The following is an 11,583-nucleotide window of genomic DNA, read 5'->3' as shown; positions in this document are numbered from 1 at the left end:
CGGCGCTGTCGGCGGGACCGGGGACAATGGGGGGATGGATGGTTACCGCTCCGGGTTCGCGTGCTTCGTCGGCCGCCCCAACGCAGGCAAGTCGACGTTGACCAACGCGCTGGTCGGCACCAAGGTCGCGATCACGTCCAGCAAGCCGCAGACCACCCGGCACACCATCCGGGGCATCGTGCACCGCGAGGACGGCCAGCTGATCCTCGTGGACACGCCCGGCCTGCACCGCCCGCGCACCCTGCTCGGCCAGCGCCTCAACGACCTGGTCCGGGAGACCTGGTCGGAGGTGGACGTGGTCGGGTTCTGCGTGCCGGCGGACCAGAAGGTCGGTCCCGGCGACCGGTTCATCGCCGCCGAGCTGGAGAAGATCGCCAAGCGCACCCCGGTGTTCGGCATCGTCACCAAGACGGACCTGGTGGGCCCGCAGCAGGTGGCCGAGCAGCTGCTCGCGCTCCAGGCCGTGATGGGTTTCGCCGAGCTGATCCCGGTGTCGGCGGTGGACGGCTACCAGGTGGACACCCTGGCGGAGCTGCTGGTGGGCAAGCTGCCCGAGGGGCCCGCGCTGTACCCGGACGGCGAGCTGACCGACGAGCCGGAGCAGACCCTGGTCGCGGAGCTGATCCGGGAGGCCGCGCTGGAGGGCGTGCGCGACGAGCTGCCGCACTCGATCGCGGTCGTGGTGGAGGAGATGCTGCCGCGCGAGGGCCGCGACGACCTGGTGGACATCCACGCCAACGTGTTCGTGGAGCGCCCCAGCCAGAAGGCGATCATCCTGGGGCACCGGGGCGAGCGGCTCAAGCAGGTCGGCATCAACTCCCGCCGCCAGATCGAGAAGCTGCTCGGCACGCGCGTCTACCTGGACCTGCACATCAAGATCGCCAAGGACTGGCAGCGCGACCCGAAGCAGTTGCGCCGACTGGGGTTCTAGGTGGCCAACCTCTACCGGGACACCGGCGTGGTGCTGCGGGTGCAGAAGCTCGGCGAGGCCGACCGCATCATCACCCTGCTCACCCAGCGGCACGGCAAGGTGCGCGCGGTCGCCAAGGGCGTGCGGCGCACCTCGTCCCGGTTCGGCGCGCGGCTGGAGCCGTTCGCGCACGTGGACGCGCAGTTCTACCCCGGCCGGTCGCTGGACGTGGTGACCCAGGTGCAGACGGTGGACGCGTTCGGCGTCGTCCTGGTGGACGACTACCCGCGCTACACGGCGGGGTGCGCGGTGCTGGAGACCGCGGACCGGCTCACCGCCGAGGAGGGCGAACCGGCCCTGCGGCTGTACCTGCTGGTCACGGGCGCGCTGCGGGCGCTGGCGGCGAGGGAGCGGGACGCCGCGCTGGTGCTCGACGCGTTCCTGCTGCGGGCGATGGCGTTCGCGGGCTGGGCGCCCGCGGTGGACGAGTGCGCCCGCTGCGGCGACCCCGGTCCGCACAAGGCGTTCAACGTGCACGCCGGCGGCATGGTGTGCGCTCGGTGCCGCCCACCGGGCAGCGCCACCCCGTCGGGTGACACGCTGCGCCTGCTCTCGGCGCTCCTGCACGGCCGCTGGGACGCGGTGGACGAGATCCCGGCCGTCGCCCGCCGCGACGCGGGCGGTCTGGTCGCCGCGCACCTCCAGTGGCACCTGGAGCGGCAGTTGCGCTCGTTGCCCCTGGTCGAGCGCAAGGCCCGGCCGGTGGAGGGTTAGGCTCGCCCGTCCCCACCTGAGCACCCCGAGAGGACAGCCATGCTTCGCCGACGGCGGGCGGATCGCGTCGAGCGCGTCGCCCGACCCCCGGAACCGCACCCCACCGGCGCGACGCCGCCCGACATCCCGGCCGACCTGGTGCCCCGGCACATCGCGATCGTGATGGACGGCAACGGCCGCTGGGCCAACCAGCGCGGGCTGTCCCGGATCGAGGGGCACAAGCGCGGCGAGGCCGTGGTGGTCGAGGTGGCCAAGGGCGCCATCGCGCTGGGCGTGAAGTGGATATCGCTGTACGCGTTCTCCACCGAGAACTGGCGGCGCAGCCCCGAGGAGGTGCGCTTCCTCATGGGCTTCAGCCGCGACGTGATCCACCACCGCACCGACGAGCTGGACGAGCTGGGCGTGCGGGTGCGCTGGGCGGGCCGCCGGCCGAGGTTGTGGCGCAGCGTGATCAAGGAGCTGGAGGTCGCCGAGGAGCGCACGAAGGGCAACGACGTGCTGAACCTGGCGATGTGCATCAACTACGGCGGGCGCGCCGAGGTCGGCGACGCGGCCCGGGAGATCGCCCGGTTGGCCGCGGCCGGCAAGATCAACCCGGAGAAGGTCGACGAGCGCACGCTGTCCCGGCACATGTACCAGCCGGACATGCCGGACGTGGACCTGTTCATCCGGCCGTCGGGGGAGCAGCGCACGTCGAACTTCCTGCTGTGGCAGTCGGCGTACGCGGAGCTGGTGTTCCAGGACATCCTGTGGCCCGACTTCGACCGGCTGGACCTGTGGCGCGCCTGCGAGGCGTACGCCAGGCGGGACCGCCGCTTCGGCGGCGCCGTGGACAGGCCGGATGTGGAGGGTCCCGAGGTGGAGGGTGTCGACGTGGAGGGTGCGCGGTGAGTGACGACGCGGTGGGTGACGACGCGGTGGGCGACAACGCGGTGAGCGACGACGCCGAGGTGACCGGCGGGCTGCTGACCGCGGCCCGCGAGGCGCTGGAGATGTTCCACGAGGTGCACGTGGACGACGACGGCGCGCTGAGCTTCCGGCACGGCGAGGTGCCGTGCGCGGTGCAGGCGATGAGGCTGGCCGAGGGCCTGACCGTGCTGAGCCTGACCTGCGTGGTGGCGTGGGACCTGCCCAGCGACCCGAGCCTGGCGGTGTCGGCGGCCGAGCGCGCCGGCCAGGGCCTGTTCGGCACGCTGGGCGTGGTCCACACCGAGCGGGGGATGGACGTGACGCTGCGGTACGCGTTCCCCGCCGAGGGGTTGAAGCCCGAGCCCCTGAGCACGCTGTTGATGTTGGTCGTGTCCACCGCCTCGCAGCTGCGCAACGAGCTGCTGGCGAGCGCTGGGGAGGGTGCCTGATGGCCGGTGTGGTGGTGTACGAGCCGGACGACGAGGACGAGGTCGACGGCCTGCCGTGGGCGGTGACGTTCGAGGCGTCCGCGGGTGAGGACTGGGCCTCGTTCGTGTGCGGGCCGTACGAGCGCGAGGAAGCGGTGAAGCTGGCCGAGGAGGTGCTGGCGGGCAGCCGCGGCGTGACGGCCGTGGTGGAGCCGCTGCTGCCGGTGGAGGAGGCGGCGGACGTGCTGGCCACCATCGAGGAGCTGCGCTCGGAGGACTGATCGGGGCGGTTCCCCCGATCGGAACTGACGGTCCGGCGCGGCGCGGGGCTACGGTGCCCGGACCGCCGTCGAGAGGAGCCCGTCGTGAGAGCCGGAGCCCGCGCCGCCCTGTGCGCGACCATGATCGCCGCCGCCACCTTCGTCGTCACCCCCACGGCCCTGGCGGCGGCGAGCATCACCGTCTCCGGCGTCCAGACCGCCGGCTACCCCTACGGCGAGCTCCAGGTCTTCGGCACCGCGACCTGCGCCACCACCACCGGCACGGCCACCATCGACGTCTCCGCCTTCCAGCTCGTGCTCCACCACGCCAACGGCTGGGGTAGCACCACCATCTCGTGCGCCGCCCAGCCCGCCCACTGGTCCGCGCAGCTGGACCAGCCGGCCATCGGGACCTGCTCCCCGCCCCCGCCCATGCTGCTCGGGCAGCGCTGCTTCATGGCCGGCTCGGTCGCCACCGTCGTGGCGAACGTGCTGGTGGGCGGCGTGTCCCAGGCGTCCGCGTTCGGGCCGTTCCCGACCTGATCCGCCCGGCCGGGGAACTCACGACGGGAACCGGGCCCGCTCACCTCCACTCGTGGTGGGCGGCGTGACCGGGGCGGCGCGGTTCCCCTCCGGCCGGGCGGAGGCGGTGATGCGCCGAGGGGGTGTTCTGGCATCATTTCGAAAGTGACAATCACTGGCGAAATCCGGGGGCCGCGCCCGCGCCGCACCCCGCCCCGGTGGCGGGTCACCTCCCTGGAGGTGCTGTGCGGGCTGCTGGTCCTGGCGCTGCTGCTCCAGGACTGGCTGGTCGGCGTGCTCGACGTGCCGGTGCTGCGGACCGCCTCCACCGTGTTCGTCGCGGTCTGCGTGCAGGCCATGCCGTTCCTGGTGCTCGGGGTGCTGATCAGCGGCGTGATCGCGGCGTTCGTGCCGGCGAGCGCGCTGCGGCGGCTGCTGCCCCGCCGCACGGCGCTGGCCGTGCCCGTCGCGGGCGTCGCGGGCGTGGCGCTGCCGGGCTGCGAGTGCGCCTCGGTGCCGGTCTCGCGGCGGTTGATGCAGCAGGGCGTGCCGCCGGCCGTGGCGCTGACGTTCCTGCTGGCCGCGCCCGCGGTGAACCCGATCGTGCTGGTGTCCACGGCGGTGGCGTTCCGGGACGCGCCGGCGATGGTGCCCGCCCGGTTCGCCGGGTCCCTGCTGACCGCGGTGGTCATGGGCTGGCTCTGGACGCGGTTCGGCAAGGCCGGGTGGATCGCCGAACGCGCGCTGCGCCGCCTGCCCGACCGCGACGGCAGGTCCCGGTGGGCGGTGTTCGCCGAGACCGCGCGGCACGACCTGGTCGACGCGGGCGGGTTCCTGGTGCTCGGCGGCGTGTTCGCGGCGGCGTTCAACGTGCTGGTGCCGCAGTCCTGGCTGGAGGCGCTGGGCGGGCAGTTGGTGCTGGCCGTGCTGGTGATGGCGCTGCTGGCGGTCGTGCTGGCGCTGTGCAGCGAGGCCGACGCGTTCGTGGCGGTCTCGATGACCGCGCTGCCGCTGCTGCCGCGGCTGGTGTTCCTGGTGGTCGGCCCGGCGGTCGACGTCAAGCTCATCGCGCTCCAGGCGGGCGCGTTCGGCAAGTCCTTCGCGGCGCGCTTCGCCCCCGCCACGTTCGTGGTGGCGATCGTGTGCGCCCTGGCGGCGGGAGCGGTGTTCCTGTGAGGCGCGAGACCCAGAACATCCTGCTGGTGCTGCTCGGCGGCGCGCTGCTCAAGCTCGCGCTGACCGGCACCTACCTGCGCTACGTCAAGGAGTCGCTCCAGCCGTGGCTGGTCGCCACCGGCACGGTCATGGTCGGGTTGGCGGCGGTCTCGATCGTCCGGGACATCCGCGGCGCGCGGCAACCGGACGAGGAGCACGAGGGGCACGAGACGCACGAGGAGCACGTGGGGCACGACCACGGCTCGTCGCGCAGCCCCTGGATGCTGCTGCTGCCCGTGCTCGCGGTGTTCCTGATCAGCCCGCCCGCGCTGGGCGCGGACACGGTGAACCGCTCCAGCGTCAACGCGGCGCAGGAGGCCGCGGCGTCCGACGGGTTCGCCCCGCTGCCCCCCGACGAGGTCGTCCCGCTGACCATCGGCGAGTTCGTCACCCGCACCGCGTGGGACGACTCCGGCTCGCTGGACGACCGCACGGTCCGGCTGACCGGGTTCGTGGTCCGCCAGGACCCGGACGTGTTCATCGCCCGGCTGATGATCGGCTGCTGCGCCGCGGACGCCCGCCCGGTCAAGGCGCGGATGGCGGGCCTCGACCTCCGCACGCTGCCCGACGACCAGTGGATCGAGGCCGTCGGGCGCGTGGTGCCCGGCTCGGCGAACCAGGAGAGCCGGTTCGTGCCCACGTTCACCGTGACGCGGGTCGTGCCGATCGCCGCGCCGGAGGACCCCTACGAGGGCTGAGCCGGGGGACGCCTAGGAGGACCGGTCGGCCTTCTCCTTGCACCCCCGGCAGGTGCCGAAGATCTCCACGGTGTGGCTGACCTCGACGAACCCGTTCTCGGCGGCGACCCGGTCGGCCCACTTCTCCACGGCCGGGCCCTCCACCTCGACGGTGCGGCCGCAGTTGCGGCACACCAGGTGATGGTGGTGGTGGGCCGAGCAGCGGCGGTAGATCGCCTCGCCCGAGTCGGTGCGCAGCACGTCCACCTCGCCGGCGTCGGCCAGCGACTGGAGCGTGCGGTAGACCGTGGTCAGACCGATGCCCTCGCCGCGCTTGCGCAGCTCTTCGTGCAGCTCCTGGGCCGAGCGGAACTCGCCGAGCGAGTCCAGCAGCTTGGACACGGCGGTCCGCTGCTTGGTGGAACGCAGCCCCGGCACCGAGGTCGGGCGCTCGCTAGTGGTCACATCTCCTCCGTCCGGGTGGTCCGGTCGGTCTCGTTGATACCACGCGGACCCTCGTCGACATGGGTCACCGCGTCCACCACTATGTGCGCGAGGTGCTCGTCGACGAGCCGGTAGACGACCTCGCGCCCGTGCCGCTCGCCGTGCACCACGCCCGCCGCCTTGAGCACCCGCAGGTGCTGGCTGATCAACGGTTGGGCCACGCCCAGCGCCTCCACCAGCTCGTGGACGCACCGGTCGGCCTCCCGCAGCTGGAGCACGATCGCGATGCGCACCGGCGCGGCCAGCGCGCGCAGCAGCTCGCCCGCGGCGGCCAGGGTGCGCGCGGGCAGGGCCGGGGCGGGGGCCGGGACGACGCGCTCCGGGGAGTGCACGTGCTCGCCCCGCACTCCGACGGTCACGGTGCCTCCCGGTGGTATGGATTTTCAGCACCAATAGTACGGCGCTAGAGCACGGACACCGCGATGAACACCACGACCCCGAGGACCAGGACCCTCAGCACGCGGCCGCGCGGGTCCAGGAACCGCCAGGTCGTCGCCAGCAGGACCCCTCCGCCCAGCGCCAGCACGCCCAGCAGCGCGGCGCCGACCGCGCCCCGGAGCCACACACCGAGCCCGAACAGCAGGAGGACCAGCAGGAACACCGCCGGGGCGGGCACCCGGGCGAGCGGCCCGGAGCCGGGGATCAGGGTCCGCTTGGAGTCACCAGCCACCGTGGCATCCTTGCACCGTGCTGCTCGTGTGCCGCTTCACCGTCCCCGAAGCCTCCGCCGAGGCGTTCACCGGGCGCGTCGACCGGGCGCTGGCGCTGCTGACCGCCCAGCCCGGCTGCCGGCGGGCCCAGCTGTCCCGCTCGACCGACGAGGCCGACCGGTACGTGCTGACCGCCGAGTTCGACTCCGTGGTGGCCTACCGCCGCGCCCTGTCGCCGTTCGAGGTGCGCGAGCACGTGGTGCCGCTGCTGTCGGAGGCGATCGCCGACGAGCCGGCCGCCTACGAGCCGCTGCTGGTCGCGGACGGCGGCGCGGTGCGCCGGGAGACCAGCCTGCTGGCCCGGGACGCGGGCACCGTGCGCCTGGGCGAGGCCGCCGGTCCCGCCACCCCGCGCTGAGCCGGTGCGGCGCTGGACCCGCGTTAACCCGCGCGGTGCTGGACCCGCCCCGGCGGACCAGCGCGCCGCACCGACCCCGCGCCGAACCGCCCGCACCGACCCCGCGCCGAACCGCCCCGCGCCGAGGCGATCCCCGCCCCGGTCCCCCGATGGGGGCGAGGTGACGAGGGCTACCCTGACGACCCCGTACCCGCATCCCTTCCTGCATTCCCGATGGAGTGTCCGTGGCAGCCGATCGCATCGAGACCGTCGTCAGCCTCTGCAAGCGCCGGGGGTTCGTCTACCCGTGCGGCGAGATCTACGGCGGCACCAGGTCGGCGTGGGACTACGGCCCGCTCGGCGTGGAGCTGAAGGACAACATCAAGCGCCAGTGGTGGAACGCCGTGGTGCGCGGTCGTGACGACGTCGTCGGCCTGGACTCGTCGGTGATCCTGCCGCGCGAGGTGTGGGTCGCGTCCGGCCACGTCGAGGCGTTCGTCGACCCGCTGGTCGAGTGCAACTCCTGCCACAAGCGGTTCCGCCAGGACACCCTCGTCGAGGAGTACGCCGAGCGCACCGGCAAGCAGGTCGCCGAGGGCGACGTCGGCGACGTCCCGTGCCCGAACTGCGGCACCCGCGGCCAGTACACCGAGCCGAAGATGTTCAACGGCCTGCTCAAGACCCACCTCGGCCCGGTGGAGACCGACGAGGGCCTGCACTACCTGCGCCCGGAGACCGCGCAGGGCATCTTCACCAACTTCCTGAACGTGCAGACCACCTCGCGCCGCAAGCCGCCGTTCGGCATCGGCCAGATCGGCAAGAGCTTCCGCAACGAGATCACGCCGGGCAACTTCATCTTCCGGACCCGCGAGTTCGAGCAGATGGAGATGGAGTTCTTCGTCGAGCCGGGCACCGACGAGGAGTGGCACCAGTACTGGATCGACGAGCGCACCCGCTGGTACACCGACCTGGGCGTGTCCAAGGAGAACCTGCGGCAGTACGAGCACCCGGCGGAGAAGCTGTCGCACTACTCGAAGCGCACCGTCGACATCGAGTACCGCTTCCGGTTCGGCGGGCAGGAGTGGGGCGAGCTGGAGGGCATCGCCAACCGCGCCGACTTCGACCTGACCACGCACTCCAACCACTCGGGCGTGGACCTGTCCTACTTCGACCAGGCCACCAACTCGCGCTACCGCCCGTTCGTGATCGAGCCCGCGGCCGGTGTCGGCCGGCCGATGATGGCGTTCCTGCTGGAGGCGTACACCGAGGACGAGGCGCCCAACGCCAAGGGCGGCGTGGACAAGCGCGTCGTGCTGCGCCTGGACCGCCGGCTGGCCCCGGTGAAGGCGGCCGTGCTGCCGCTGTCGCGCAACGCCGACCTCTCGCCCAAGGCGCGCGACCTGGCCACCGCGCTGCGCCGGAACTGGAACGTCGAGTTCGACGACGCGGGCGCGATCGGCCGCCGCTACCGGCGCCAGGACGAGATCGGCACGCCGTTCTGCGTGACGGTGGACTTCGACACCCTGACCGACCACGCCGTGACGGTCCGGGAGCGCGACACCATGTCCCAGGAACGCGTGGCCATGGACCAGCTGGAGTCCTACCTGGCCGCCCGCCTCATCGGCGCCTGAACGCGCTGGGGCGCTCGCCCCGGACCCGCTTGAACGCCGAGCTGAGCGCGAAGGCGCTGCCGTAGCCGACCCGGCGGGCCACCGCCTCCAGCGTGGTGCCGGGCTCGCGCAGCAGGTCGGCGGCCAGCGACAGCCGCCACGAGGTCAGGTGGGCCATCGGCGGTTCGCCGACGAGTTCGGTGAACCGCCTGGCCAGCGCCGCCCGGGACATGCCCACCTCCCCGGCCAGGGCCGCGATGGTCCAGGGCCGCGCGGGCGCCTCGTGCAGCAGCCGCAGCGCCCGCCCGACCGCGGGGTCCAGGTGCGCCCGGTACCAGGAGGTCTCCCGCGCCAGGAGGGCGCGCAGCGCGGAGATCAGCAGCAGGTCCAGCAGCCGGTCGAGCACCGCCTGCTGGCCCGGCAGGTCCTTGGCGACCTCCGCGGCCAGCAGCGGCACCAGCGCGTCCCCGGACACCACGGCCACGTGCGGCAACGCGCTCAGCAGCCGGCCGCCCACCTCGCCGTCGAACCGGTACGTGCCGCTGATCATCACCACGGCGCCGTCGGGGTTCGCGCCCCACGTGCGCACGCCCTGGTCCCACACCTCGCACAGCTCGTCGCCCTCCGGCGTGGTCGAGCGCTCCTCGGGGTGGATCACGGCCAGCGGCGCGGTGCCCGGGTCGTCCGCGACGGTGTAGTGCCCGGGGCCGCGCACCACCACGACGTCGCCCTCGTGGAAGGGGACCGGCGCGCCGGAGTCGGGCACCACCCAGCCGTCGCCGCGCACCATCACGACGACCGACAGCGGGGCCCGGTCCTCCACCCGCACCGACCACGGCGGGTCGAGCACGGAGCGGATGACGAACGCGCCGCGCGCCCGCGGGCCGTCCAGCAGCGCCGCCAACTCGTCCACGCGGTCCAGCGTAGGCGGCACGGCGGTGCGCGACCGCGCTCACCGCCGCGGTCGACCCGGCACCGGGAAGGGCCCACCGGGAAGGGCCCACCGGGAAGGGCCTGCCGGGACGGGCCTGCCGGGACGGGCCTGCCGGGACGGACTGCGTGGACGGCCGCGTATGCGCCCGAGCGCGCGAGCCATGGAGAACGCCCCGCCGGGTGGCTTGACTGTGGCCATGTTCCCCACGGTGACGATCCTCGCGGCCCTGGGCTGCGGCGTGGTGGCGGGCGTCTTCTTCGCGTTCTCCGCCCTGGTCCTGCCCGGCCTGCGCCGGACCACCCCGGCCGAGGGCGTCGCCGCCATGCGCGCCGTCAACGCCGCCGCGCTCACCCCCGCGTTCCTCGGCGTCTTCCTCGGCACCGCGCTCCTCTCGGGGGTCGCCGCCGTCGGGGGCGGCCCGTGGGCGTGGGCGGGCGCGGCGCTGTACCTCCTGGGCGGCCTCGGGCTCACGATCGCCTTCCACGTCCCGCGCAACGACGAGCTGGCGCGGGTGGCCACGCCGGACTACTGGGCCCGGTACCTGCGCGAGTGGGCGCCCGCGAACCACGTCCGCGCCCTGGCCTCGCTCGCCGCGAGCGCGGCGTTCCTCCTGTCAGCCCTCCGCTGGTGATTACCCTCGGTTATATATCACCCTTTGGATGACCTGGATCACAGACGTTCGGGTGAACGTGTCTTAAAACTTTCCCAAGAAGGTTCATCATTAACCGGTGCGTCACCCCGTTTTGTGACACTTGATCCAGGGCCGACTTCATCAAGGGGGTGTCATGGCGCGCGTTGTCACCGCACTGGTCGCATTGCTGCTCGTCGCCGTCTTCACCCCCTCGCCGACCGGTTCCGCCCCCCTGGTCGCCGCGGTCCCGGTCGGTCACGGCACGGTCGCGGTCACCGAGGAGGAGCCCCCGCGCGAACAGCGCCAGTCGGTCGAGACGCGATCTTGGTCGACCCGGTTTGCGCCGGCCAGGAACATGAAACCGCCTTCATGTAGGGGTGGTTCACCGATCGCCCGCCGGCCCGCCCCGCCCGGCTCCCCGCGCGTCGAGCGCGGCCGCGCCGAGCACCTCAGGAGTTGGACCAGACCCGCCGCGCTCCAGGTGTTCCGGAACTGATCGGCGGCTTTCCGCCGCCGATCGCAGTTCCGTCGACCGACGAGTGGGGAAATCCCGTGGAATTCCGACACCTGGAACAGCAAGCACGCACGCATTCACTGCGCAGGCCCCCGGAAACGGGTCGCAGGCTCGCCGGCGGTCAATCGCCGACCGCGCTGTTCATCACGTGCGCCGACTCACGCATCGTGACCACCGCCATCACGGGCGCCGAGCCCGGCAGCCTCTTCGAGCTGCGCACCGCGGGCAACGTCATCCCCGCCTACGACCAGGGCTCCGCCTCCGGCGAGATCGCGACCATCGAGTTCGCGGTCGTCCAGCTGGGCGTGGCGGAGGTCGTGGTCTGCGGCCACTCGCACTGCGGCGCCGTCCGGGCCCTGAACTCGGACCGCGCCGCGCTCGACCACCTGCCCAACCTGAGGCGCTGGCTGAGCTCCCACGCCCGCTTCCGCCCGTACGCCGAGCCCGACGCGGCCCTGCGCGCCGAGGGGCAGGGGCACGTCCTGGCCCAGCTGGCCGCGCTGCGCGACTACCCGTTCGTGCGCGAACGCGTCGAGTCCGGGGCCCTGCGCCTGCACGGCTGGTTCTACGACATCGAGACCGGCGAGGTCCTCACCCACCGCGCCGACCTCTTCCAGCCGCTGTGAGCGGCCCGAACGACTTCGGAGT

17 protein-coding genes are annotated in these 11,583 nt (G+C 73.0%); 13 read left to right on the top strand and 4 right to left on the bottom strand.

Translation table 11 applies throughout. From position 1 onward, the window contains the following. Positions 1 to 34: 34 nt before the first annotated feature. From era to ACFP3R_RS15025, 8 genes are all read left to right on the top strand, one after another. Positions 35 to 931: a GTPase Era gene (era, locus tag ACFP3R_RS15060; RefSeq protein WP_380636629.1), complete on the top strand. Its 897-nt coding sequence runs from the start codon at positions 35 to 37 to the stop codon at positions 929 to 931. Next, complete coding sequence (gene recO / locus ACFP3R_RS15055) at positions 932 to 1,684, top strand: DNA repair protein RecO (RefSeq protein ID WP_380636628.1); 753 nt, start codon at positions 932 to 934, stop codon at positions 1,682 to 1,684. 39 nt (positions 1,685 to 1,723) lie between these two features. Next, positions 1,724 to 2,575, top strand: a complete 852-nt coding sequence (locus ACFP3R_RS15050) for an isoprenyl transferase (RefSeq protein WP_380636626.1) — start codon at positions 1,724 to 1,726, stop codon at positions 2,573 to 2,575. A gap of 101 nt (positions 2,576 to 2,676) precedes the next feature. After that, a complete protein-coding gene (locus ACFP3R_RS15045) occupies positions 2,677 to 3,042 on the top strand; it encodes a hypothetical protein (RefSeq protein ID WP_380636941.1) in 366 nt (121 codons plus the stop codon). Next, positions 3,042 to 3,302, top strand: a complete 261-nt coding sequence (locus ACFP3R_RS15040) for a hypothetical protein (protein WP_380636625.1) — start codon at positions 3,042 to 3,044, stop codon at positions 3,300 to 3,302. Before ACFP3R_RS15045 ends, ACFP3R_RS15040 begins: the two co-directional genes overlap by 1 nt. An 84-nt stretch (positions 3,303 to 3,386) precedes the next feature. Beyond that, on the top strand, positions 3,387 to 3,824 hold the full coding sequence (locus tag ACFP3R_RS15035; protein ID WP_380636623.1) for a hypothetical protein: 438 nt from the start codon (positions 3,387 to 3,389) through the stop codon (positions 3,822 to 3,824). 144 nt (positions 3,825 to 3,968) lie between these two features. Then, positions 3,969 to 4,979: a permease gene (locus ACFP3R_RS15030; protein ID WP_380636621.1), complete on the top strand. Its 1,011-nt coding sequence runs from the start codon at positions 3,969 to 3,971 to the stop codon at positions 4,977 to 4,979. Then, the gene (locus ACFP3R_RS15025) at positions 4,976 to 5,716 is read left to right on the top strand and encodes a TIGR03943 family putative permease subunit (RefSeq protein WP_380636618.1); all 741 of its coding nucleotides are present in this window, start codon (positions 4,976 to 4,978) and stop codon (positions 5,714 to 5,716) included. The genes ACFP3R_RS15030 and ACFP3R_RS15025 overlap by 4 nt, the downstream gene beginning before the upstream one ends. Positions 5,717 to 5,728: 12 nt before the next feature. On the opposite strand, the gene ACFP3R_RS15020 is transcribed toward ACFP3R_RS15025, so the two are convergent. Genes ACFP3R_RS15020 through ACFP3R_RS15010 form a run of 3 tightly spaced genes read right to left on the bottom strand, consistent with a single transcriptional unit; the run spans position 5,729 to position 6,869 of the window. Further along, positions 5,729 to 6,160, bottom strand: a complete 432-nt coding sequence (locus tag ACFP3R_RS15020) for a Fur family transcriptional regulator (protein ID WP_380636616.1) — start codon at positions 6,158 to 6,160, stop codon at positions 5,729 to 5,731. Continuing rightward, a complete protein-coding gene (locus ACFP3R_RS15015; protein ID WP_380636614.1) occupies positions 6,157 to 6,558 on the bottom strand; it encodes an ArsR/SmtB family transcription factor in 402 nt (133 codons plus the stop codon). The genes ACFP3R_RS15020 and ACFP3R_RS15015 overlap by 4 nt, the downstream gene beginning before the upstream one ends. Positions 6,559 to 6,602: 44 nt before the next feature. Continuing rightward, positions 6,603 to 6,869: a hypothetical protein gene (locus tag ACFP3R_RS15010; protein ID WP_380636611.1), complete on the bottom strand. Its 267-nt coding sequence runs from the start codon at positions 6,867 to 6,869 to the stop codon at positions 6,603 to 6,605. 17 nt (positions 6,870 to 6,886) lie between these two features. Between ACFP3R_RS15010 and ACFP3R_RS15005 the strand changes: the two genes are divergently transcribed. Further along, the gene (locus tag ACFP3R_RS15005) at positions 6,887 to 7,267 is read left to right on the top strand and encodes an antibiotic biosynthesis monooxygenase family protein (RefSeq protein WP_380636609.1); all 381 of its coding nucleotides are present in this window, start codon (positions 6,887 to 6,889) and stop codon (positions 7,265 to 7,267) included. Between the two features lie 224 nt (positions 7,268 to 7,491). Beyond that, entirely contained in the window at positions 7,492 to 8,877 is a 1,386-nt protein-coding gene (locus tag ACFP3R_RS15000) for a glycine--tRNA ligase (protein ID WP_380636608.1), read from the top strand. On the opposite strand, the gene ACFP3R_RS14995 is transcribed toward ACFP3R_RS15000, so the two are convergent. Further along, positions 8,864 to 9,769: an AraC family transcriptional regulator gene (locus ACFP3R_RS14995; RefSeq protein ID WP_380636606.1), complete on the bottom strand. Its 906-nt coding sequence runs from the start codon at positions 9,767 to 9,769 to the stop codon at positions 8,864 to 8,866. The genes ACFP3R_RS15000 and ACFP3R_RS14995 overlap by 14 nt on opposite strands. 229 nt (positions 9,770 to 9,998) lie before the next feature. Here ACFP3R_RS14995 and ACFP3R_RS14990 point away from each other — a divergent pair, with 229 nt between their 5' ends. The 3 genes from ACFP3R_RS14990 to ACFP3R_RS14980 all read left to right on the top strand — a co-directional run bounded on the left by ACFP3R_RS14990 (position 9,999) and on the right by ACFP3R_RS14980 (position 11,561). After that, complete coding sequence (locus tag ACFP3R_RS14990) at positions 9,999 to 10,421, top strand: anthrone oxygenase family protein (RefSeq protein WP_380636603.1); 423 nt, start codon at positions 9,999 to 10,001, stop codon at positions 10,419 to 10,421. A gap of 154 nt (positions 10,422 to 10,575) precedes the next feature. Further along, the gene (locus ACFP3R_RS14985) at positions 10,576 to 10,917 is read left to right on the top strand and encodes a hypothetical protein (RefSeq protein WP_380636600.1); all 342 of its coding nucleotides are present in this window, start codon (positions 10,576 to 10,578) and stop codon (positions 10,915 to 10,917) included. Positions 10,918 to 10,973: 56 nt separating this feature from the next. Further along, entirely contained in the window at positions 10,974 to 11,561 is a 588-nt protein-coding gene (locus ACFP3R_RS14980) for a carbonic anhydrase (RefSeq protein WP_380636598.1), read from the top strand. Positions 11,562 to 11,583 lie beyond the last annotated feature (22 nt).

The organism is Saccharothrix lopnurensis (assembly GCF_042658445.1).
GTDB classification, from domain to species: Bacteria; Actinomycetota; Actinomycetes; order Mycobacteriales; family Pseudonocardiaceae; genus Actinosynnema; species Actinosynnema lopnurensis.
Note: the sequence above shows the minus strand (reverse complement) of the source record. Positions and strands in the feature narration are given on the sequence as shown.